Origin of the sequence: Streptomyces sp. NBC_00086, assembly GCF_026343255.1 — a bacterium.
In the GTDB taxonomy this organism is placed as follows: domain Bacteria; phylum Actinomycetota; class Actinomycetes; order Streptomycetales; family Streptomycetaceae; genus Streptomyces.
In genome coordinates this window covers 7,925,200-7,947,698 of record NZ_JAPELZ010000001.1, presented here as the reverse complement: position 1 = coordinate 7,947,698, position 22,499 = coordinate 7,925,200, and the positions used below count along the sequence as shown (strand labels likewise).

Here is a 22,499-nt window from a genome sequence, read left to right as displayed (position 1 = left end):
CGTTCCCGGAGGACCCTCATGGCCCACGGCATCCTGAGCCAGATCCTGGACTATTCCAGCCGCGCGAACCCGTACCCGCTGTACGAGGAGCTGCGCAAGACCCCCGTCTTCCACGACGGGACCGGCCCCTACGTCATCAGCACCTACTACGACATCCAGAGCCTGCTGCACGATCCGCGGCTCAGCTCCGACGCCCGCAACCTGGCCGCCACGGCCGGGGACCCGCTGGCCGAGGGCGGGGAGGCGGAGGAGACGGCGCTGCCGCCGAGCTTCCTGAAGCTGGACCCGCCGGAGCACGACCGGCTGCGCCGGATGACCAACCGGCCCTTCGGGCCGCCGCACTCCCCGCACCGCGTGGACGGGATGCGGGGCGGGCTGAAGGACATCGTCAGCGGTCTCATCGACAACCTCGGGAACACGGAGGACATCGACCTGGTCGACCAGTTCGCGTACCCGTTCCCGGTGACGATGATCTGCCAGCTGCTCGGCGTACCGCGCGAGGACGAGCCCAAGTTCCACGTCTGGGCCGACACCCTCGCAGCCAGCCTGGACCCCGATCCGGACGCCGATCCCGCCGAGCGGCAGCGCAAGACCCACGACTCCCGCATGGAGCTGGGCATGTACCTGGCCGGGCTGATCGAGCAGCGCCGCAAGGATCCCGGCGAGGACATGCTCTCCCAACTGGCCGTGGGACACGGCCCGGACGAGTCCATGTCCACGATGGAGCTGCTGAGCACGGCGGCGCTGCTGCTGATCGCCGGCCACGAGACCACGGTCAACCTGATCACCAACGGGATGCTGACCCTGCTGCGCAACCCCGACGTGCTGGCGAACCTGCGACAGGAGCCCGGCCTCGCCGTGCCGCTGGTGGAGGAGCTGCTGCGGTTCGAGCCGCCGGTTCAACTGCTGCCGCAGCGGACCCCGTTGGTGGACATCGAGGTCGGCGGGGTCACCATCCCCAAGGGCTCCTCGATGTGGCTGATCCTGGCCTCCGGCAACCGGGACCCGAACCGCTTCGAGAACCCGGACCGCTTCGACCCGTACCGCAAGGACATCCAGCACCTGGGCCTGGGCAGCGGCATCCACAGCTGCTTCGGCGCCCCGCTGGCCCGGCTGGAGGCCCAGCTGGCGCTGACCGAGCTGGCCCGGCGGCTGGAGAACCCCCGGCTGCTGGAGGATCCTCCGCCCTACCGGCAGAACGCGGTGCTGCGCGGGCCCCGGCACCTGCGGATCGCCTGCGACGGGATCCGCGCCTGAGCGGGCACTGAGCCGGGGCCCGATCGCCGCTACCAGCCGAAGCGGCGGTCGACCTCGCGCTCGAACTCCTCGAAGGTCAGTACGTCGTCGCCGTCCGCGTTGGCCCGGTCGAAGAGGGCCGAGGAGGTGTCCACGTCGCCCACGGCCCAGAAGGGCAGATCGCCGTGGGCGGCGAGGGTCGGGCCCTTGCTGCGCAGGGCCGTGATCACCTCGACCCTGGTCAGGACCCCGTCGCTGTTCAGGTCGAGCGCATCGAACAGCTTGCGGGCCTTCTCACTCATGACGTGGTCCTCTCGACGGGCGGCTCGGTACCGGGAACACGGCTGGGCGGGCCCCCGGAGCGGTCAGCCTATGACCCGCCTCCCCGCCACCCGCCGCCGGTGTCCCCCACGCCCCGGGAGGGGGCGCGGGGCCATGCGGCGTCGTCCCGGTCCGCCCGCTAGCGGACGCCGTCCGCCAGGACGTCGACCGGCGCCTCGCGCTGGTGCGGGACAGGCGGGACCGGCGAGACCGCGACGAGCGGCACGGAGGAACGGACGTCCTCCTGCTGGAGCGCGACCGTCCGCGTGGGGGCGGGGATCGAAATGCCCTCGGCCCGGAACCGGCTGTGCAGCCGCTTGATGAACTCGTGCTTGATCCGGTACTGGTCACTGAACTCGCCGACGCCGAGGATCACCGTGAAGTTGATCCTGGAGTCCGCGAAGGTGTGGAAGCGTACGGCTCCCTCGTGGTCGGGGACCGCGCCGTTGATGTCCGCCATCACCCCGTCGACCACGTCGAGGGTCACCCGCTCGACGTGCTCCAGGTCGCTCTCGTAGCCCACTCCCACCTGGACCATGATGGACAACTGCTGCTCGGGCTGGGTGAAGTTGGTCATGTTCGTGCGCGCGAGCCGCCCGTTGGGGATGATCACCAGGTTGTTCGACAGGTTGCGGACCACCGTGTTGCGCCAGTTGATGTCGACGACGTACCCCTCCTCACCGCTCGTCAGCCGGATGTAGTCACCGGGCTGCACCGTCTTCGAGGCGAGGATGTGCACGCCCGCGAAGAGGTTGGCGAGGGTGTCCTGCAGCGCCAGGGCGACCGCCAGACCGCCCACGCCGAGGGCGGTGAGCAGGGGTGCGATGGACACGCCCACGGATTCGAGGGCGACGAGCACACCCATCGCGAGCACCAGGACGCGCGTGATGTTGACGAATATGGTGGCCGATCCGGCCACTCCCGTCCGCGCCTGGGCCACGGACTGGACGAGGCCGGCGACCACACGGGCCACGCCGACCGTGGCCACGAGGATCAGCAGCGCGGTCAGCGAGTGGTTCACCCACCCGGAGACCCGGCTGCTGAGCGGCAGCGTCGAGGCGGCCACGGCGGCGCCCGCGATGACGGCCGCCGCCGGAGCCAGGGTGCGCAGCCCGTCGACCATGATGTCGTCGCCGCTCCACCGGGTCCTGAGGGCGTGCTTGGCCAGCCACCGTACGAGGGCGCGCAGCAGCAGCCCGGCGAGCCCGCCCGCGGCCAGCGCGATTCCGGCGATCAGCCAGTCGTGCAGGACGAGGTCCCGGCTCAACGGACGTCCTCCGCCGCTCGGCGCACCGGGGAGGCGAGGGCCGGCCCTGCGGGCCGCGGGATGAGGGGTGTGGTCACCTTGTCACCTGTCAGTTCGTCGTGCGTGGGGCCGCGTTCGCGCATGCGTGCGCATACGGAACGAGGTGCCATCCTGCACCATGATCAACACGGCGGCGCAGGTGGGCTCCCGGCCCGGACCGGTGATCGGTGTGGTCAGGCGTCCCCGTCCGGTTGCCCGCCTTCGCCGCGGGCTCCGGGTGCCTCGGTCGCCGCAGGGTCCAGGAGCCGGTTGAGGAACTCCCTGGTGCGCTCCTGGCGGGGATCCCCCACCACCTGGGCCGCCGGTCCGTGCTCGACGACGACTCCGCCGTCCATGAACACGACCCGGTCCGCGACCTCGCGGGCGAAGCTCATCTCGTGGGTGACGACCATCATCGTCATGCCCTCGCCCGCCAGGACCCGCATCACCGCCAGTACCTCGCCGACGAGTTCGGGGTCCAGCGCCGAGGTCGGCTCGTCGAAGAGCATCACTTCCGGGCCCATCGACAGGGCCCTTGCGATCGCCACCCGCTGCTGCTGACCGCCGGACAACTGGGCCGGGTACGCATCGGACTTGTCGGTGAGACCGACGCGGCCGAGATTCTTCAGGGCCACGGCCCGGGCCTCGGCCTTGCCCCTGCCCAGGACGCGGCGCTGGGGCAGAGCGAGGTTTTCGAGCACGCTGACGTGCGGGAAGAGGTTGAACTGCTGGAAGACCATCCCGATGCGGCGGCGTACGGCGTCGATGTCGACGTCCAGGTCGGTGACCTCCGTGCCGCCGACGAAGACCCGGCCCTCGCTGGGCTCTTCGAGCAGGTTCACACAGCGCAGGAGCGTCGATTTGCCCGAGCCGGAGGGCCCGATGACGCACACCACCTCGCCGCGGGCGATGTCGAGGTCGATGCCGCGCAGGACGTGGTTGGCGCCGAAGGACTTGTGCAGTCCGCGGATCTCGATCTCCGGGCGGTCCGTGGCCGTCGTGTCCACCGCTGGGGTCTCCTGTGGCATGTCTTCCTCACACGGCCTTGTCCGCGCGGGCCTCCAGGCGGCGCACCACGAAGCTCAGCGGCACGGTCACCAGGAGGTAGCACAGGCCCGCGACCAGGATCGGGGTGGAGTTGGCGGTCTGGCTGGCGAGGTCCCGCCCGAACTTCGTCAGTTCGCGCTCCTGCAGCGTCACGCCGAGGAACAGCACGAGCGAGGAGTCCTTGAACAGCAGGACGAGCTCGTTGGTGAGGGGCGGGATGACGATGCGGAAGGCCTGCGGGATGACGACCGAGACCATGGCGCGGGCGTGCGAGAAGCCCAGCGAGCGGGCGGCTTCCATCTGCCCCTTGGGTACCGCCTGGATGCCGGCCCGAATCGTTTCCGCCATGTAGGCGGCGGCCACCAGTCCCAGACCGATGGCGACCTTGCCGTACGTGCCGCCGGGGATCTCCGTACCGGGGAACGCCAGGGGCACCGCCACGCCCACGAAGATGAAGATCAGCAGGGCCGGGAGCCCCCGGAACAGCTCGATGTAGACGCTCGCGACCCACCGGTACGGGGCCACGGAGGACAACCGCATCATGGCGATGACCAGGCCGAGGACGAGGCCGAGGAGGAACCCGGAGGTCGTGTAGATCACGGTGTTGCGCAGGGCCGTGGTGATGATGTCCGGGAAGAGCCGCAGCGCCAGGTCCTTCTGGGCGAACTGGTTCTGCAGCCTCCCCCAGTCCGCGGAGACGGCGATCAGCACCAGCACCGCGACGAAGAGCGCGTACTGCAGCCCCTGCGAGACCCGGCGGCGCTGGCGCCGGGTCAGCCGGGAGGTCACGGGGTGGTCGTGGGCAGCGGGCCGATCCACTGCTCGTAGAGCTTCTTGTAGGTGCCGTCGGCCTTGGCGTCGGTGATCGCCTTGTCGATCGCGGCCACCAGGGCGGTGTTGCCCTTCTTCACCGAGAAGCCGTACTGCTCGCCGGTCTCGATGTTCTGTCCGACGGTGAACTCGGCGGCGTTCTTGGTGTCCTTGAGCCAGCCCTGGACCACGGGGTAGTCGATGACGACCGCGTCCACCTGGCCGGTGCGCAGTCCGTTGAGGACCGCGTCCGAGCTCTCGAAGGCGACGGGGTCGAACCCCTGGGCCTTGGCGTAGCTCTCGCCGGTGGTCCCGGCCTGCGCGCCCAGCTTCTTCGACTTCGCCTTGAGGTCGGCCAGCGTGGTCACGCCGCTCTTCTTGGTGGCGAGCAGGGCCTGCGTGGCGTCGAAGTAGGGGACGGAGAAGTCGACGTTCTTCTTGCGTTCGTCGGTGATCGTCATCCCGGCGGCCGCGAGGTCGCACTCGCCTGAGTTCAGGAAGGCGCCGGTCTTGAAGTTCTCGAAGGGGGTGTCGAGGATCTTCTGCTCGACCTTGAGCCGGCTCGCCACCAGGTCGACCAGGGCCACGTCGAAACCGACGACCTTGCCGTCCTGCTCGAACTGGAACGGCGGATAGGGCAGGTGGGTGCAGGTGGTCAGCTTGCCCTTCTCCACGACGGGCACTCCGCCCGCCGCCTCGCCCGGGCCGTCGCCGCCCGAGGAGCATCCCGCGACGAGGAGCGCGCCCGCCGCCGCGGCCGCGGCGGCGACGCGGATTCGGAGGCTGCTGGGGCGCGTGCGGTTTCCTCTGGCCGTCCGGAACACGGTTGACCTCCACGAGTGCGGGGCGAGCGGCGATCACGGGACGGGACCGTCCGCCGAGATCGTAAGCCACGGGTGGCGCCCGTCGAGGGATCTTCGGCGATGCTTTCCGGGGACGCCGCGGCGTACCGCGCCGATCCGGCCAAGATCACTCGGACGCCCGGTGGTGACGGTCCGCCGGCCCCGCCGTTCCCTCGCGCGGACCGGGGGCCGGGGCGGGTTCGCACGACCCCGCCCCGGCGTCGCTCCCCCGCCGCCGGCGCGGTCAGCGCCGTCAGCGCCGTCAGGGGGTGAGTTCGCGGCGGCGCCGGCTGATGGAGTCGGGGTCCCAGCCCGGACGGGGTACGGAGGCCAGCAGCAGCCGGGTGTAGGGGTGCTCGGGGTCGGTGAGGAGCTCGCCCACGGGGCGGTGTTCCATCGTGCGGCCGCGGTACATGACGAGCGCCTCGTCGCAGACGTAGCGGACGACGGCCAGGTCGTGGCTGACGAAGACCAGGCCGATCCCGGTGTCGCGCCGGATGTCGGAGAGCAGGTTGAGCACCTGCGCCTGCACGGAGACGTCCAGGGCGGACACCGCTTCGTCGAGCACCAGGACGGCGGGTTCGACGGCCAGCGCCCGTGCGATCGCGGCGCGCTGGCGCTGCCCGCCGGAGAGCCGGCGGGGCAGGGCGGCGGCCTCGCGGTCGCCGAGGCCGACTTTGGCCAGCAATTCCCGTACCCGTGCTGCCCGGGCCGCACGGTCGGACATGCCGTGCAGTCTGAGCACGCCGTCGACGGTCGCGCCGATGCTGATCCGCGCGTCCAGGGAGAGGTAGGGGTCCTGGAAGACGATCTGCACCGCCTTGGCGCGGGCCAGCCGGGCCGGCCTCCCCCGTACGGAGGCCGCCAGCGGCCGGCCCTGGACCAGGATCTCGCCCGCGTCGGGGCGTTCCAGGCCGATCAGCATCCGGGCCGTGGTGGTCTTGCCGGAACCGGATTCCCCCACGATGCCGAGCGCGCCGCCGGCCCGTACGGAGAACGACAGGTCGTCGACGGCGACGACCTCCGTCCCGCCGGTCCGGTAGGTCTTGCGCAGTCCGCTCACCCGGAGGAGCTCGGGGGGAAGTTCCGGAGGAGGTCCCGGAGGAAGTCCCGGGGCGGGGTCTTTGCTCGGACGGTTGCTCAACTGTCCTCCTTCGGGCCGATTTCGGCGGTGCGGTGGCAGGCGACCTCGGCCGGGCCGTGCCGCACGAGCTCCGGCGCGGACCGGTCGCAGCGGCCCGGCTCGGCGAACCGGCAGCGGGATGCGAAGGCGCAGCCGGGCGCCGACTCCAGCAGGCCCATCGGGGCGCCGGGGATGGGGGTGAGGCGGGCCAGGGGGCCTTCGAGGGGCGGGGAGGATCCGAGCAGGCCCGCGGTGTAGGGGTGCCGTGGGGAGGCGAAGAGTTCCGCCACGGGCGCCGTTTCGACGATCCGGCCCGCGTACATGACGTAGATCCGGTCGCTGACCGAGGCTGCCAGCTCGATGTCGTGGGTGATGAGGAGGAGTCCGAGGCCGCGTTCGCGCTGGAGGCGGCCCAGGACGGCCAGGATCTCGGCCTGGGTGCTGACGTCGAGCGCGGTGGTCGGCTCGTCGCAGAGCAGGAGCCGGGGTTCGGCGGTGAGGGCCGCGGCGATCACGACGCGCTGGAGCATGCCGCCGGAGAGCTCGTGCGGGAACTGGTTCAGGTGGCGTACGGGGTCGGGCAGGCCGACCGCGTCGAGCAGTTCGGCGGCCCTGACGTTCGCCCGGGCCTTGGTCCAGCCGTGCACCAGGCGCAGCGGTTCGGTGAGGAAGTCCCCGACCCGGCGCACCGGGTTGATGGCGGCCCGGGGGTCCTGGTAGATCATCGCCGCCTTGTCGGTGCGGACCTCGCGCAGGCTCGCGGGGGTGGCGCCGACCAGGTCGGTGCCGTCCACGCGGACCCGGCCGCCGATCTCGGCGCCCTGCGGGAACAGGCCGAGGGCGGCGCGGGCGGTGACGGACTTGCCGGAGCCGGATTCGCCGACCAGGGCGACGACCTCGCCGGCCGCGACGGTGAGGCTGACGCCGTCGAGGAGGGGGCGGGCCATCGCGGGAAGGGTGATGCGCAGGGCTTCGTAGTCGAGCAGTGTCATCGGGAGTCCCTCCCCGCGAGCCGGTCGCCGAGGTCTTCCCCGACGACGTTGAAGGCGACCACGACCAGGACGACCGCCACGGCCGGCGCGATCGCGGAGAGCGGCTGGCCCTGCAGGACGGCCGCCTGCCCCTGGTTGATCATGGCTCCCCAGTCGGGGGTGGGCGGCTGTACGCCGAGGCCGAGGAAGGAGAGGGCGGCGAGGTCGAGCAGGGCGTAGCCGAAGTTCACCGTCGACTGCGCGAGCAGCGTCGGGGAGATGTTGGGCAGCAGCCTGCGGACGGTGACGTACAGGGGCGAGTGGCCCTGCACCTGGTAGGCGGCGATGTAGGGCCGGGACTTCTCCCGGACGGCCAGGCCCCGTACGAGGCGTGCGGTGTACGGCATGTAGGCGATGGCCATGGCGATGACCGGGGCCGTCATCCCCTTGCCGAACAGGGCCACCGCGAGGATCGCGAGGAGCAGCGCGGGGAAGGCGAACAGGACGTCGAGGACCCGGCCGACGGCGGTGTCGATCCAGCCTCCGCGCCAGGCGGTGAACAGGCCGACGGCGACGCCGAGGATCGTGGAGAACAGGACGACGGCGAGCGGTCCGGCCAGGCTGGTCCGGGCGGCGACGACGAGCGCCGAGAGGGTGTCGTGTCCGCCCTGGTCGGTGCCCAGCCAGTGCTGGGCGCTCGGCCCCAGGAGGGTGTCGCCGAGCTGTCCGAAGGTGGGGTCGTACGGGGCGATCCAGGGGCCGAGGATCGCGAGGAGCACGAACAGGACGAGGAGCGCCAGGCAGGTCCGCTGCAGCCGGCTGCCGCCGAGGCGGCGCAGCCGGGCGAGCGGAGCGCGGGGGGTGCGCGGGGTGCGGGGGGTGCGCGGGGTGCGGGTCGTGACGCCCGTTTCGGGAAGGGTGCTCATCGGGCGCTCCCCGCCGCGGCCGTGCGCGGATCGATCAGCGGGTGGACCAGGTCCACCAGGGCGTTGACGATGACGAAGGCGGCCACGACCAGCAGCACGATGGCCTGGACGACCTGGAAGTCGAGCTGGTCGACGGACTGCACCAGCAGGGAGCCGACGCCGGACATTCCGAAGGCGGTTTCCACGATCGCGGTGCTGACCAGCATGCCGGAGACCAGGAGCGCGGAGACGGTGACGATCGGTCCGAGCGCGTTGCGCAGGACGTGCCGCCGGATGACGGTGCGCCGTGGCGCGCCGCGGCTCAGCGCGACCTCCACGTGGTCGCGGCTCAGCTCGTCGAGCATGGCCGAACGGGTCACGCGGGTCACCAGGGCGGTGAAGGTGACGGACAGGGCCGCCGCCGGGAGGATCACGTGGTGCAGCCGGTCCATGAGGCCTTCGCCGTTGCCGATGGTGGGGAACCAGCCCAGCTGCACCCCGAACACCGACCGCAGGAGCAGGGCGGCGACGAAGGCGGGTGCGGCCGCGCCCACCGTGACGAGCAGCATCAGGGAGCGGTCGGTGCGCGAACCCCGGCGCAGCGCGCCGATGATGCCGGAGCCGATGCCGACCACGGCGATCATCAGGCCGGATACGGAGATCAGCAGCATGGAGGAGGGCAGCCGCGACCAGATGACCGCGGAGACGTCCTGGTGGAAGAGGTACGAGCGGCCGAAGTCGCCGTGCAGCACCCCTTCGAGCCAGTTCCAGTAGCGAACCAGGAAGGGCTCGTCGAAGCCGTACTGGCTGCGGAGCGCGGCCAGGTCCTCCGGGCTGGGGCTGCGTCCCTTGATGAGGAAGCTCGCCGGGTCGCCGGGGGCCAGGAAGAGGGAGGAGAAGACGAGGAAGGAAGTGACGAGCAGGGTCGCCGCCATGCCGGCGAGCTTGCGCAGCACCCGGACGGCGCGGGCCGTCGCGGCCGTCGCCGCGGCCGTCATCCCCTGGCTCCGATCTCGGCCGCCCACGGGTGGTAGAGGTAGGCGATGGAGGGCTGGACGCCGGTGATCTTCTTGCCCATGAAGACGCTGACGGGGAGGGTGTAGAGGGGCAGCCAGGGCAGTTCGCGCGAGGCGATCTTCTGCGCCTCGGCGTTGGCGGCCGCGTGCTCCGCCGGGTCGTGGGCCCCGACGGCCTTCTCGACGGCGGCGTCGAAGGCAGGGTCGGACCAGTTGCCGTAGTTGCTGAAGGCTCCGGTCTCCAGCGAGGCGAACATGTCCAGCGGGTCGGTGATGGACGTGTACCAGAAGGTGAGGAAGAGGTCGATGCCCTCGCGGGCCGCGGGGTCGGTGAAGAGGGTCGTGTACTTCTCCGCGGACAGGGAGTCGATCCGCGGCTTCAGTCCGATGGCGGTGGCGGCCTGGGCGATGGCCTGGGTGATGATCGTGGTCTGCGAGTCCAGCGGGCTGGTCGCGATCACGATCTCCTGACCGTTCACGCCGGCCTCGGCGGCGAGCGCCTTGGCCTTGGCCGGGTCGTACGGGTACTTCGGCAGGTCCTTCACGAGGGCTTCGCGGGTCGCGGGGGGCGCGTCGGCCCACAGGTTGTCGGTGACGAGCGAGTCGGAGACCTCGCCGACCCCGGCGGCGCCGGCCTTGACGATGCCCTTGCGGTCGGTGGCCATGAGGAGGGCCTGGCGGACCTTCGGGTTGCCGAGGGGGCCCTTGAGGTTGGCGACGACCTCGTCGGCGACGGTGGTGTTGCGGCCGAAGTAGAGCTTTCCGGCCTGGGTGGAGCCGAGTTGGGCGTAGGCGTTCGGCGGGACCATCCAGCCGCCGTCGACCTCGCCGCTCTGGAAGGCGTTGACGCGGGTGGTGGCATCGGCGAGGAAGACGAACTTCACCTCGCCGGACTTGGCCTTGAGCTCCTGGTTCCAGTACCCGTCGAACCGCTTGAGGGTGAGGGACTGGCCGGAGGTCCAGGAGGCGAAGGAGAAGGGGCCGGTGCAGTTCACACCGGTCTGCGGATTGCCGTAGTCCTTGCCGGACTTGGCCAGGGTGGCGGCGGACTCCACGGTGCCCGGGCCGGCCGCCAGGTACTTGTTGAAGGTGGAGTCCGGCTTGGCCAGGGTGACGGTGACTTCCATCGGGCCGGTCTTGTCTATGGACTTGACGTTCTTGTACTGGTTCGCCCAGACGCTGCCGGTGGCGGGGTCGAGGTTGCGGCTCAGGGAGGCGACGACGTCGGCGGCGGTGAGCACCGTTCCGTCGTGGAAGTGAACGCCGGGGCGGATCTGGTACACCCAGGTGGTGGGCGTGGGGTTGGCGTACGAGGCCGCGAGGCCCGGGGAGGTCGTCAGGTCGGGGTTCCAGCGCAGCAGGCTCTCGCAGACGTTGGCGAGGATCTGGTTGGGCGGGAAGTCGAAGGAGTACGCGTAGTCGATGGTGGTCGGCTCCGCGTAGACGGACCAGGTGAAGGAGTCCACGTTCCCGGCGGCGGCGGGCGTCTTGTCCGTGATCTTGTACGCGGCGGCCCGGTCCGCGTCCTTGTCGGGCGCGGCACCGCCGCAGGCGCTCGTGACGAGCACGGCGGCCGCGGCGAAGGCGGCCGCGGCGCTGTTGCGGATGCGGCGGATGCGGCGGCCGGGGTACTGCGGGGATCCCGATCGGGTTGATGGCATCGTCTGACTCCCTGAGGGATGAGCTCGGTGGGGTGGGTGACGCTCGGCCGGTGGCGGCCCGGCCGGTGGGGATTCGGACGGTCGCGACTCAGTCGGTCGCGGCGAAGACCAGTTCGCCGTCGATGTACGTGCGCAGCACGCGGGTGTCGGCGATCTCCATCGGGGGGTGCGCGAAGGGGTCCCGGTCGAGGACGACGAGGTCCGCGTACTTGCCCTCCTCGACGGTGCCGGTGACCTCGTCGAGGTGGTTCACCCATGCGCTGCCGGCGGTGTAGGCGGTGAGCGCCTGGGAGAGGGTCAGGGCCTGCTCGGGGAAGAACGGCGGCGCCGGTTCGAAGGTCCCGGTCGCGCCCGGGGCCTCGTCGGGTACGGAGCGGTTGACCGCGACGTGGATGCCCCAGAGCGGGTTGGGGCTGCTGACCGACCAGTCGCTGCCGGCGACCAGGCGGGCTCCGGCGCGCTGGAGGTCGCCGAACGGGTACTGGAGGCGGGCCCGTTCCGGTCCGAGGAAGGGGATCGTCAGCTCGTCCATCTGCGGTTCGTGGGCGGCCCACAGCGCCTGGATGTTGGCGGCCGCGTCCAGGCTCGCGAAGCGGGCGATGTCGTCCGGGTGGACGAGCTGGAGGTGGGCGAGGTGGTGGCGGTTGTCGTTGGTCCCGTTGGCCTCGCGGGCCTCGGCGAGGGCGTCGAGCACCTCGCGCACGGCCCGGTCGCCGAGGGCGTGGAAGTGGATCTGGAAGCCCGCGCGGTCGAGCAGGGACACGGCCGCGGTGAGCACCTTCGGATCGATGAAGCTGAGCCCGGAGTTGTTGGTGGCGCAGCCGCAGCCGTCGAGGTAGGGCTCCAGCATGCCGGCGGTGAAGTTCTCGGCGATGCCGTCCTGCATCATCTTCACGCTGGTGGCGTTGAAGCGGCCGACCTGTCCGGTGCGGCGGCGCTCCTCCAGGTCGGGTATCTGTTCCAGGCCGCGTTCGCGGTCCCACCACAGGGCGCCGACGACGCGGGCGCGCAGGGAGCCCTCGCGGGCGGCGCGCAGGTAGACGCCGTAGTTGTCGGGGTTGCCGGGGAAGGCGCCGATCATGGCGTCCTGCCAGCTGGTGACGCCGAGGGAGAAGAGGTGCTCCTGTGCGGCGAGCAGGCCGGCGAGCGCCTCGTCCGGGGTCGCGAGGGGCACGTGGTGTGCCACCAGCTCCACGGCGCCCTCCTGGAGGGTGCCGGCCGGGCTTCCGTCCTCCTCCCGCTCGATCCGGCCGTCGGCCGGGTCGGGGGTGGTGCGGTCGACGCCGGCGATCTCGAACGCCCGGGTGTTGACCCAGGCCCCGTGGCCGTCCCGGTTGGTGAGCAGGACGGGCCGGTCGGGGACCACCGCGTCGAGCATGGCGCGGGTCGGCGTGCCCCCGGGGAAGACGTCCATCGACCAGCCGCCGCCGCGGATCCAGGCCGCGTCGGGGTGGGCCGCGGCGAACTCCGCGACCACCGCGAGGTAGCCGTCGATGGTGCGCTCCTCGCTGAGGTCGCAGCCGAGCATCTGGACTCCGGCCACCGCGGGGTGCACGTGGGCGTCCTGGAATCCGGGGACGAGCAGTCCTCCCGCGAGGTCGACGACCTCGGTGTCGGCGTCCGCGAGCGAGCGGACGGTGGCCGCGTCGGCCACGGCGATGATCCGGCCGCCTCCGACGGCGACGGCGGCGTCGATCGGGGTGGGTGAGGTGCCGGTGAAGACGCGTCCCCCTACGAAGACGATGTCGGCACGCTGCCTGGTGTTGCCCATCGACGCATCCTTCGGCTCGGCGGGTGAGCCCCGCACGGCTGGTTCGTTGAGGAGGAGTGAACGGGAGCGCAACAATGTTGTCAACGGTGTTGCGCTCGCTCTGTTCCACATCGTTACACTGGCCCCACCATGCCGAAGTCATCCGACACACCCGCCCGGTCCAAGCGCGCGGGCAGCCAGCTCACACCCGACGCGATCATCGAAGCGAGCCTGCGCATCGCGGCTCGCGGCAGCGAGGACGCCTTCACCGTGCGACGTCTCGGCGGGGAACTCGGCGCCGACCCGACCGCGATCTACCGGCACTTCCGCGACAAGGACGAGCTGTTGCTGTCCGTCGCCGACCGCATGCTCCGCGAGGTGCTCGACAGCATCCCCGAAGGGCTCGACTGGAAGGACCGGCTGCGGGCACTCGCCGAGGGTTCCCTCGAAGTCGCGCTCAGGTACCCGGTGGTCGGCTCGACCATGGCCAGCCGGACCACCCGCAGGCCCAACGAGTTCCGTGTCGTGGAACTGATCCTCGGCGCGGTGACGGAGGCCGGCCTCGAAGGGGCGGAGGCGGCCGTCCACTACCGGATGGTCGGCGACTCCCTCCTGGCCTACGTCGGCCAGCGCGCCGCCTACCTGCTGTTCGACGCGGACGTCCGGGCCGCCGACGAGTCCTCCTGGCACCGCGAGTACCGCCTGGTCGACCCCACGGGCTTCCCCCACATCACCCGGCTCGGCGCCCAGCTGGCCGAGGTCACGGAAGAGCAGATCTTCGAGGCCCGGGTGGAAGCCCTGATCAACGCGATCGAGACCCGGGTCGAGGTGCTCCGGGGAGGAAAGGCCCTCTGAGGGGGAGCCGGTCCCGCGCCGGGCGGCTCAGCCGAAGCGGACCCGGGCTTCGGCGGTGGGCTCAGCCGAAGCGGACGCGGGCTTCGGCCGTGGGCTCAGCCGAAGCAGACGCGGGCTTCGGCGGCCGGCTCGGCCGAAGCGGACCGGGCTTCGGCCGGCCGCTCCGGCGTCACGCACGAGCGGATGCCGGCGGTCCCCCGGAGCACCGGGGCCATCGGCGTCGCCACGTACTTGCCGACGTCCAGGTCGCCCGCCCGCACCTCCTGGGGCTCGGCGACACCCGGCACGAGCAACTCGACGCGGTCCCCGGGCCGCAGGCCCGACGCCCGCACCCACACGGCCTCGCACAACGCCCCGTACCGCAGCTCCAGTTGACGACCTCCGGGTCCCGTGTCGGTACGCAGATCGGTGACCATGCCCGCGCCCCCGCATCCCATGCGGACCGGGTCCTTGCCGGCGCAGCCCGCCCCCGCGCAGCCGGGGTTGCGGATCATCAACTCCGCCGACCCGGTGTCGTCGGCGGGCCGCGGTCCGGATCCCCGGGACAGCAGCAGACCCGCGGTCAGTACGAGGAGGACGCCGCCCAGGACGGAGCCCGTCAGGACCAGCCGCCGACGCCCTCCCGGCACGGAAGCACCCTCGGGGGCGGGGGCGGGCCCGGTGAAGGTGGGCCCGGTGAAGGCGGGTCCGGCAGGGGCGGGGGCGGATCCGGCAGCACGGGGGGCGGAGGCGGATCCGGCGGCACCGAGTGCGGAGGCGGGCACGAGGACGGCCCGCGGGGACGCGGGGACGGCCCGGCCGCTCCAGACGGTGTCCGCCAGCTCCCAGAGTGCCAGCAGCCTGCCCGGGTGCTGGCGGGCCACGGCGCACAGCACCTCGACCGCCTGCCGGGGCGGCTGCTGCTTGCCGTTGAGGTAGCGCTCCCAGGAGGACTTGCTGTACGGCGTGCGCCGGCCGAGGTCCACGAGGCTCAGCCCCGTCCGCAGGCGCAGCCGGCTGAGTTCGGCGGCGAGGTGCCCGCACTCCGCGGGCAGGGTCACTTGCGCAGCTCCGCCCAGGTCTTCGGCCCGACGATGCCGTCCGTGACCAGGCCGCGCGCGGCCTGGAACCGGATCGCGGCCTCCTTGGTGTCCTGGCCGTACAGTCCGTCGGTGGTCTTCGGGTCGAAGCCGTGCTGGCGCAGCAGGCACTGGACCTCGACGACGTCGAAGCCCGTGCTGTTGGTGTCGAGCAGGATCTGGCGGCTGGTGCTGTGCCCGGCCCGCCGCTCGCCGTCCTTGCGTTCGGTGCCGCACTCGTACGCCACTCCGCGGCGGTAGCCGGACGTACCGGCGTCCTCACCGCGCGGCGCCTCGTCGGCCCATGCGCCGCCGGTCAGCAGTCCCGCGCCGAAGGCCACGACCACGGCTGCCGCGATCCCGGCGAGGAAGGTGCGCAGCCGGACGATGCGCGGGGCCGGTACGGCTACGGGCTCCGGCCCCGGCGTCACACCGCCCGCCGGGGCGTTCGTCGTACCGCCCGTCGCCTCGGCGGCTACCTCGACCGGTGCGGCCGGAGCCAGCCGGCGCGCTTGTACGGCGACCTCGTGCAGGACCACCAGACGCGTCTCGTCCGCCCCGCAGAGCCGGGCCAGTTCCTCCACGGCCGCGCGGGGCACGGGCTGCTTCCCGTTGAGGTACCGCTCCCACGAGGAGCGGCTGTAGCCGGTCTTCGCCGCGAGGGCGGCCAGACTCAGCCCGCTGCGGTCCTTCAGTCGCCGCAACTCGGCGACGAGCCGGCCCTCCCGGCTGTCGAGCCCGGCGGGCAGTTCCTTCCAACGCGCCACTCTGGCTTCCCCCTCGATTCAGCGCACAGCATCGGGCCACCGCGCGGGGGCTGACCAGTGGCTCGCGGGCATTGGCGGAATCTTTCCCCTCCTCCCGGCATCCCACGAAAGCGTCCCGGCTCTGGACGTCCCAGCAGGTCAGAGCGTGGGACGTCCCGCGCTGACCCTGGTCTCCGGGCTCCCTGGACACCGCCGATGTTGGCGCAGGAGAGTCGCTGCCAGCACCGGGCCGAATACCCGGTCCTCGACAACGGAGGAAAGCAGAATGAACCTTCGCAAGCCGATCATCGTGACCTTGGCCGCGACCGTCCTCGGCAGCGGACTCGCCGTCGGTGGCACCGCCAACGCCGCCGGTCCGGCGTCCGCGACGCTCTCGGGGCAGAGCGCCGCCGCCGCCTGCAACTACTACACGTCCGGCACCACGCTCACCAAGACGGGGCAGACCGGCGACGCGGCGGTCAAGCGCATCAAGCAGGTGCAGTGCCTGATCAACTACAACACGAGCTACCCGACCTGGCTGGAGGAGGACGGCAAGTTCGGTCAGGCCACCTACAACGCCGTGAAGGCGGTCCAGCAGAAGGCCGGGATCCAGGTCGACGGCGAGGTCGGCCCCAACACCTGGAGCAAGCTGCGCGCCGGCGTCTGGTGGTAGACCGCACCTGACGTGCGCCTCCGTACCCCGGTCCGTTCGCCGAACGGTCTTCGCACCCGTTCGGCGAACGCGGCCGGTTCCCCGAGGTCACCTCCGGGAGGTCAGCCGCTCCCACAGGAAGGTGTGGACCAGCGCCTCGTTGTAGGCGGTCTGCCCGTGGTCGGTGGCGCCCGCATGGCCGCCGCCGAGGTGCTCGTGGAAGAGGACGGGGTGACCCGCCTCCCGCAGCCGGGCGGCCATCTTGCGGGCGTGCCCGGGGTGGACGCGGTCGTCGCGGGTCGAGGTCAGCAGGAGCAGCGGGGGGTACGGGGGTCCCTCCGTTCGGACCTGGTGGTACGGGGAGATCTCCTCCAGGTGGGGCCGGTCGGCCGGGTCGTCGGGGTCCCCGTACTCGGCGATCCAGCTCGCTCCGGCGAGCAGCTTGTGGAAGCGGAGCATGTCCAGCAGCGGCACGTGGGCGACGACCGCGCCGAACAGTGCGGGGTCGCGGGTGAGCATCGCGCCCATGAGCAGTCCGCCGTTGCTGCCGCCTTCGATGCCGAGCTGGGCGGGGGTGGTGACGTCCCGGGCGATGAGGTCCCGGGCCACGGCGGCGAAGTCCTCGTAGGCCCGGACCCGGTTCGCTCCGAGCGCGGCCTTGTGCCACTGGGGCCCGTACTCGTGGCCGCCCCGGATGCCCGCCACCACGTAGGTGCCGCCGCGCGCGAGCCAGGTGCGGCCGGTGACGGCGCTGTAGCCCGGGACCATCGAGACCTCGAAGCCTCCGTAGCCGTAGAGCAGGGTGGGGCCGGGGCCCGTGCGGTCCTCGGGGCCGACGACGAAGTACGGCACCTTCGTGCCGTCCGCGGAGCTCGCGAAGTACTGCCGGACCGCCAGGCCGGCAGTGTCGAAGAGCGCCGGGCCCTGCTTCAGGGTCTCGTCGGCGCCGGCCGGCGCCGTACCCCGGTAGAGGGTGGACGGCTGGAGGTAGCCCGAGACGTTCAGGAAGAACTCGTCGCTCACGTCCGGGTCGGTGCCGGTGACGGAGGCCGTGGACAACGGGGGTACGCCGGCCAGCGGGGCGCGGCTCCAGCCGTCGGGGCCCGGCCCGGGGGTCAGGATCTCCAGCCGGGAGGAGACGTCGGCGCTGGTGGTGAGGATCAGGTGGTGGCGGGTCCAGCTCCAGCCCGCGAGGGCGGTGTGCTCGTCGGGGGTGAAGAGCACCGCCGCTTCCCGGTCCCCCGTCCGGAAGGCCTCGAAGTCGAAGGCGAGCAGGCTGCCCGCGACGTGGCCGAGCCACGGCGACTTGGGCGCGACGATCAGCCACTCGCGGTGGACGGAGGCACTGGCGTCGTCCGGGACGTCGATCTTCTCGGGCCCGGCCGGATCCGGGGTTCCGGCCCCGGATCCGTCCCCAGCCCCTCCCCCGTGCCCGGGGAGGAGGAGCAGCTCCTGCTTCCAGAAGTCGATCTGCCGGTGGACGAAGTCCCGTTCGAAACCGGGCGTGTCGTCGTGCCAGCCGGAGGCGGACAGGTCCGTCGGCCGGCCCTCGTAGACCAGTTCCGCCTCCGCGAGGGGGGTGCCGCGGCGCCACCGGCGGACCTGGAGGGGGTAGCCGGACGCGGACATCGAGCCGGGGCCGAAGTCCGTGCCGATCCAGACCAGGTCCCGGTCGATCCAGCCGATCCGGGTCTTGGCCTCGGCGACCTCGAAGCCGCCCGGGACGAACTCCCGGTCCACCAGGTCGAACTCGCGCACCACGCAGGCGTCCGCCCCGTCCCGCGACAGCATCACCAGGGCGTGGCGGTGATCGGGGGCCAGGACGGCGCTGCCCGCCCAGGCCCACTTCTCCCCCTCGGCCTCGGCGAGCGCGTCCAGGTCCAGGACCGGCTCCCAGTCGGGCCGGTCCTTGCGGTACTCCTCCAGGGTGGTGCGCCGCCACAGACCGCGGACGTGGTCGGCGTCCTGCCGGAAGTTGTAGAGGTGCCGTCCCCGCCGGCGCGCGTACGGGATCCTGCCGTCGTCGTCGAGGACCTCGCGGACCTCCGACTCCAGCACCTTGAACCCGGGGTCCGAGGCCAGCGCGGACACCGCTTCTTCGTTGCGTTCGCGCACCCAGGACAGGGCGGCCTCGCCGGTGACGTCTTCCAGCCAGAGGTAGGGGTCTTCATCGCTCATCCGCCGATTGTGCAGGATCGGACGACGGGCCCCGGCCTGTCGTCGACCGAAAACCGGTTGCCCGGGAACGGGCGGGCGCGGACGATGGCCCGTCGTGAGCAGATCCCGTTTCGCCTCCGTACTGCCCGACCTCGGCCCGCTGCGGTCCAGCCCCGATTTCCGGGTGCTGTTCTACCAGGGCACGGTCACCTACTTCGGCTCGTTCATGGCGATGATCGCGCTGCCGCTGCAGATCAAGCACATGACGGACTCGCCGCTCGCGGTCGGTGCGATGGGCGCGGTGGAACTGCTCCCGCTGGTGGTCTTCGGTCTCTACGGGGGCGCCCTCGCCGACGCCGTGGACCGGCGGCGGATGATCCTGCTGACCGAGGCCGGACTCGGGGTGCTCGCCCTGGTCCTGCTGGTGAACGCGGCCCTGCCGAGTCCCATGCTGTGGCCGCTGTACGTGGTCGCGGCGTGCGTATCGGCACTGACCGGCCTGCAGCGGCCGGCCATGGACTCGCTGATGGCGCGGATCGTGCCGCACGACCAGCTCACCGCCGCCGCCGCGCTGAACGGGCTGCGCTACCAGTTCGGCGCCATCGCGGGTCCCGCGGCGGCCGGTCTGGTCGTGGCGTACGCCGGGCACGTTTCCGCGTACGCGATCACCGTCGCGGGGTTCCTCGTATCGGTGCTGCTGTGCCTGCGGCTGCGTCCGGCTCCGCCCGCGCGGGACGCCGAGCGGCCCTCGCTGCGGGGGATCGCCGAGGGGGCCCGGTACGCGTGGAGCCGGCCCGTGCTGCTCGGCACGTACGCCGTGGACATGGCGGCGATGCTCTTCGCCTTCCCGAACGCCATCTTCCCCTTCCTCGCCGACGAGCTCGACGCCGTGTGGGCGCTCGGTCTGATGTACGCGGCGGGCGCGGTCGGCTCGCTGGCGCTGGGCCTGACCAGCGGCTGGGCCTCGCGGGTACGCCGGCACGGGCTGCTGGTGGTGTGCGGGGCGGGGGTCTGGGGGCTGGCCATCGCGGCCGCCGGCTGGTCCGCGAACATCTGGCTCGTGCTGCTGTGCCTCGCCGTGGCCGGCGCGGGCGACATGCTCAGCGGGCTGGGGCGCGCCACCATCTGGAACCAGACGATCCCCGAGGAGCTGCGGGGCCGGCTGGCGGGCATCGAGGTGCTCTCCTACACCGTCGGCCCGCAGCTCGGCCAGGTCCGCGCGGGCGCGATGGCCGGCTGGACCGGCACCCGCTCGGCCTTCTGGAGCGGCGGGCTCGCCTGCGTGGCCTCGGTGGCGGTGCTGGCCGCCCTGCTGCCGAAGCTGATCTCCTACGACGCGGACACCGACGAGGACTCCCTGCGGCAGCGGGCCGCGAAGGAGGCGCAGCCGAGCGGAGCACCCGCCTGAGCCGGCGCCGTCACGCCTCGGGGGACTCCTCCCCCGCGGCGTGGCCCCGGCCCGCGAAGGCGGACGGGGCCAGGGCCGTGGCGGTCAGGGCCAGCAGCAGTCCGCCGGCCGCCGCGGCCAGCGCCGGACCCGGCCCCCACAGGGTCCAGGCGGCCCCGAAGAGCAGGGAGCCGGCGAACCGCGCCAGGGCCTGCGCCGTCTGGAGCACCGCGAGCCCCGTGGTGCGCAGCCCGGGGGGCAGCAACGGACCGGCGGCGGCCATCAGGACGCCGTCGGTGGCCGCGTAGAACAGGCCGAGCAGGCCGAGGACCGCGCACACGAGCGCGGGACCCGGCGGTACCGGGGCCAGGAGCAGCAGGCAGGCGCCGAGCAGCAGCAGGTGGCCGCCGAGGAAGACCCGGTGGCGGCCCAGCCGGTCGGCGAGCCGTCCCACGGGCACCGCGGCCAGCAGGAACACGGCCGCGGTGCCCACCGCCAGCAGCGGGAACCAGGCGGCCGGCAGGTCCAGGCGCCGCTGGAGCAGCAGGTAGAGGAAGGCGTCCCCGACGGTGAACACGCCGAGCACGGCGGCCGTCAGACAGAGCCGCCGCAGACCGGGGATCCGCAGGAGGGTGCGGGCCGCGGGCGTGCCGGCCGCCGGTGCGGGCGCGGGGCTCTCCCGTACGAACAGGACCAGCACCAGGACGCCCAGCAGGGCGAGGCAGCAGCTCACGGTGAAGACGGCCTCGTACCCGTCCACCGCCACCCACAGCACGCCGAACGCGGCCAGCGGTCCCAGCAGGGCCCCGGCCGTGTCCAGCGCGCGGTGCACGCCGAAGGCGCGGCCCTGCTCCCCCGGCGGGCAGGACAGTGAGATCAGCGCATCGCGCGGGGCGGTGCGCAGCCCCTTGCCGGTCCGGTCGGCGGCCAGGACCGCCGCCACCGACCAGGGGGTGGTGACCGCGAGCAGGGCCGCCTTGCAGACGGCGGAGATCGCGTAGCCGGTGCCGGCGACGAGCTTGCGGCGCTGCGTACGGTCGGAAACCCGTCCGCCCACGAGGCGCAGCAGCGCGGTGGCGCCCTGGTTGAGTCCGTCCAGGGCGCCGAAGGCGAGCGGGGACATCCCGAGTCCGGCCACCAGGTACAGCGGCAGGACGGCGGTGACCATCTCCGCGGAGACATCCGTGACCAGGCTGACCATGCCGAGCGCGAGCACCGTGCCGGGGACGGCCCGCAGCGGGCCCTTCGGAGCCGGAGGGTCTGCGGCGATGTCCGCCGCACGGCTGGTCGACAGGTACACGGGTGCCTCCTTCACGTTCACGACCAGATGAGTCGGAACCAGGTGAGTCAGAACCAGGTGAGGGTGAGGGGGAAGGTGGTGGTGGCGGTGGTTGGGGTGGTGTCGGTGGCGGTGATGGTGATCTGGATGGTTCCGGTGGCCCAGGGTTTGCCGGTGATGCGGCCGGTGGTGGTGTCGAGGGTCAGGCCCCAGGGGAGTCCGGTGGCGGTGTAGCGGACGGGGGCTTTGCCGCCCGTGGTGGTGAGCTGGATGGTGCAGTTCTGGTTGAACTTGCAGCTCTGCGGGCCGGGGTTGGTCAGCTTCAGCTCGGCTGAAGTCGGGGTCGGGGTCGGGGTGGGTGTGGGTGTCGGGGTGGGGGTCGTGGTCGAGGTGGGCGTCGGAGTCGGGGTCGGGGTCGTCGAGGCGAACACCTCGCTGATCGGCTGGACGTTGGCCGCGTTCCCGGCGTGCGTGGCCGTGCCGAACAGGTCCTCGAAGGTGCGCAGCAGGTGGTGGTGGTTGAAGGCCGTGGAGTACGTGCCCGTCTTGACGTTCGCCCCGTAGAAGACGGTGGCGATCTGGTTGGAGCCGAGGTAGTTGTCCTCGTCCCAGGTCAGCACCAGCAGGCTGTTGTTGGCCTTCGCCCACTGCGCGTAGGCGTCGATGTTGTTCTTCGTCCAGGTGTCACCCGTGCCGACCGAGCAGGAGTGCATGTCGTTGCACTGGTTGGGGACGACGAACGACAGGTTCGGCAGCGCCGCGAAGTTGTTCTGCGGGAACTGCGCCCAGGTCTTGCCGGTGTTCAGCGGCACGTTCTTGAAGGCGAACCACGGGTTGTGCTTCTGGGCGTACTGGCCGTTGGTGCAGGCCGTGGAACCCTCGCTCGGCAGGTCCTCGTTGTACGTCGCGAAGGTCTTGCCGGCCGCGATCAGTTCCTGGCCGAGGTTGGGCGCCGTCATCGACTGCGGGGTGTAGCAGCCGTCCCCGGTGATGCCCTGGGTGGCGCCGGAGAAGAGGTTGAAGTAGTTCGGCTGGCTGGGGTGGGTCAGCGCCTTCATTCCGGTCAGGCTCGCGCCGCCGCTCGCCAGCTGGTTGATGTAGGGGGCGTTGGCGCTGCCCATGATCTCGCCGTACTGCTTGTTCTCGTACACGACGACGACCACGTGGTCGTACGCGGGCAGTGCGGCCGCGGCCGAAGACGACGCGGAACCACTTTCGGCCGCTTGGGAGTTGGCGATGGTGAAGGCGCCCAGCAGGCCGAGGGCGCCGATGCCGGCGATCAGGGCGGACCAGCGGACCCGGTGTCTCGCGCGAGCGGTCGCGGGCGCGTTTGCGCTCGCGCTCGCGCCCGGTGTGGTCGGGGGACGGAGTGGCATGGGTGGTTCCTCCTCGTGATGA

At 72.0% G+C, this 22,499-nt stretch carries 20 protein-coding genes; 4 read left to right on the top strand and 16 right to left on the bottom strand.

Annotation, left to right across the window (positions count from 1 at the left end; translation table 11 throughout):
* Positions 1-18 precede the first annotated feature (18 nt).
* On the top strand, positions 19-1,257 hold the full coding sequence (locus tag OG276_RS35895; RefSeq protein WP_266912005.1) for a cytochrome P450: 1,239 nt from the start codon (positions 19-21) through the stop codon (positions 1,255-1,257).
* Between the two features lie 29 nt (positions 1,258-1,286).
* Here OG276_RS35895 and OG276_RS35890 read toward each other — a convergent pair whose 3' ends face one another.
* The 11 genes from OG276_RS35890 to OG276_RS35840 all read right to left on the bottom strand — a co-directional run bounded on the left by OG276_RS35890 (position 1,287) and on the right by OG276_RS35840 (position 12,988).
* On the bottom strand, positions 1,287-1,538 hold the full coding sequence (locus OG276_RS35890) for an EF-hand domain-containing protein (RefSeq protein WP_250740005.1): 252 nt from the start codon (positions 1,536-1,538) through the stop codon (positions 1,287-1,289).
* Between the two features lie 158 nt (positions 1,539-1,696).
* A complete protein-coding gene (locus OG276_RS35885; RefSeq protein ID WP_266912001.1) occupies positions 1,697-2,824 on the bottom strand; it encodes a mechanosensitive ion channel family protein in 1,128 nt (375 codons plus the stop codon).
* Between the two features lie 212 nt (positions 2,825-3,036).
* Complete coding sequence (locus OG276_RS35880; protein ID WP_266911999.1) at positions 3,037-3,849, bottom strand: amino acid ABC transporter ATP-binding protein; 813 nt, start codon at positions 3,847-3,849, stop codon at positions 3,037-3,039.
* A gap of 28 nt (positions 3,850-3,877) precedes the next feature.
* The gene (locus tag OG276_RS35875) at positions 3,878-4,678 is read right to left on the bottom strand and encodes an amino acid ABC transporter permease (RefSeq protein ID WP_266911997.1); all 801 of its coding nucleotides are present in this window, start codon (positions 4,676-4,678) and stop codon (positions 3,878-3,880) included.
* Positions 4,675-5,475 (bottom strand): ABC transporter substrate-binding protein, encoded by an 801-nt coding sequence (locus tag OG276_RS35870; protein ID WP_266913400.1) that lies wholly within the window; start codon positions 5,473-5,475, stop codon positions 4,675-4,677. The genes OG276_RS35875 and OG276_RS35870 overlap by 4 nt, the downstream gene beginning before the upstream one ends.
* A gap of 328 nt (positions 5,476-5,803) precedes the next feature.
* Positions 5,804-6,604 carry an ABC transporter ATP-binding protein gene (locus OG276_RS35865; protein ID WP_266911995.1) on the bottom strand — a complete coding sequence of 267 codons (801 nt, stop codon included), beginning with the start codon at positions 6,602-6,604 and terminating at the stop codon, positions 5,804-5,806.
* Positions 6,605-6,681: 77 nt separating this feature from the next.
* Positions 6,682-7,656, bottom strand: a complete 975-nt coding sequence (locus OG276_RS35860) for an ABC transporter ATP-binding protein (protein WP_266911993.1) — start codon at positions 7,654-7,656, stop codon at positions 6,682-6,684.
* The gene (locus OG276_RS35855) at positions 7,653-8,561 is read right to left on the bottom strand and encodes an ABC transporter permease (protein ID WP_266911991.1); all 909 of its coding nucleotides are present in this window, start codon (positions 8,559-8,561) and stop codon (positions 7,653-7,655) included. Before OG276_RS35855 ends, OG276_RS35860 begins: the two co-directional genes overlap by 4 nt.
* The gene (locus OG276_RS35850) at positions 8,558-9,538 is read right to left on the bottom strand and encodes an ABC transporter permease (RefSeq protein ID WP_266911989.1); all 981 of its coding nucleotides are present in this window, start codon (positions 9,536-9,538) and stop codon (positions 8,558-8,560) included. The genes OG276_RS35855 and OG276_RS35850 overlap by 4 nt, the downstream gene beginning before the upstream one ends.
* A complete protein-coding gene (locus OG276_RS35845) occupies positions 9,535-11,217 on the bottom strand; it encodes an ABC transporter substrate-binding protein (protein ID WP_266911987.1) in 1,683 nt (560 codons plus the stop codon). Before OG276_RS35845 ends, OG276_RS35850 begins: the two co-directional genes overlap by 4 nt.
* Positions 11,218-11,305: 88 nt before the next feature.
* Positions 11,306-12,988 (bottom strand): amidohydrolase, encoded by a 1,683-nt coding sequence (locus OG276_RS35840; protein WP_266911985.1) that lies wholly within the window; start codon positions 12,986-12,988, stop codon positions 11,306-11,308.
* 129 nt (positions 12,989-13,117) lie between these two features.
* Between OG276_RS35840 and OG276_RS35835 the strand changes: the two genes are divergently transcribed.
* The gene (locus tag OG276_RS35835) at positions 13,118-13,822 is read left to right on the top strand and encodes a TetR/AcrR family transcriptional regulator (RefSeq protein WP_266911983.1); all 705 of its coding nucleotides are present in this window, start codon (positions 13,118-13,120) and stop codon (positions 13,820-13,822) included.
* A 95-nt stretch (positions 13,823-13,917) separates the two neighbouring features.
* Here OG276_RS35835 and OG276_RS35830 read toward each other — a convergent pair whose 3' ends face one another.
* Together OG276_RS35830 and OG276_RS35825 are read right to left on the bottom strand one after the other, a co-directional pair.
* On the bottom strand, positions 13,918-14,862 hold the full coding sequence (locus OG276_RS35830) for an XRE family transcriptional regulator (protein ID WP_266911981.1): 945 nt from the start codon (positions 14,860-14,862) through the stop codon (positions 13,918-13,920).
* The gene (locus OG276_RS35825; RefSeq protein WP_266911979.1) at positions 14,859-15,647 is read right to left on the bottom strand and encodes a helix-turn-helix domain-containing protein; all 789 of its coding nucleotides are present in this window, start codon (positions 15,645-15,647) and stop codon (positions 14,859-14,861) included. The genes OG276_RS35830 and OG276_RS35825 overlap by 4 nt, the downstream gene beginning before the upstream one ends.
* A gap of 265 nt (positions 15,648-15,912) precedes the next feature.
* Between OG276_RS35825 and OG276_RS35820 the strand changes: the two genes are divergently transcribed.
* Positions 15,913-16,299 carry a peptidoglycan-binding protein gene (locus OG276_RS35820; protein ID WP_266911977.1) on the top strand — a complete coding sequence of 129 codons (387 nt, stop codon included), beginning with the start codon at positions 15,913-15,915 and terminating at the stop codon, positions 16,297-16,299.
* Between the two features lie 87 nt (positions 16,300-16,386).
* Here the strand turns inward: OG276_RS35820 and OG276_RS35815 are convergent, their stop codons facing one another.
* Positions 16,387-18,456, bottom strand: coding sequence for a prolyl oligopeptidase family protein (locus OG276_RS35815; protein ID WP_266911975.1), 2,070 nt, complete (start codon positions 18,454-18,456; stop codon positions 16,387-16,389).
* Between the two features lie 94 nt (positions 18,457-18,550).
* Here OG276_RS35815 and OG276_RS35810 point away from each other — a divergent pair, with 94 nt between their 5' ends.
* Entirely contained in the window at positions 18,551-19,843 is a 1,293-nt protein-coding gene (locus OG276_RS35810) for an MFS transporter (RefSeq protein WP_266911973.1), read from the top strand.
* A gap of 10 nt (positions 19,844-19,853) precedes the next feature.
* On the opposite strand, the gene OG276_RS35805 is transcribed toward OG276_RS35810, so the two are convergent.
* Positions 19,854-21,122 (bottom strand): MFS transporter, encoded by a 1,269-nt coding sequence (locus OG276_RS35805; protein WP_266911971.1) that lies wholly within the window; start codon positions 21,120-21,122, stop codon positions 19,854-19,856.
* Positions 21,123-21,169: 47 nt separating this feature from the next.
* A complete protein-coding gene (locus tag OG276_RS35795) occupies positions 21,170-22,477 on the bottom strand; it encodes an alkaline phosphatase family protein (RefSeq protein WP_323182397.1) in 1,308 nt (435 codons plus the stop codon).
* Positions 22,478-22,499 lie beyond the last annotated feature (22 nt).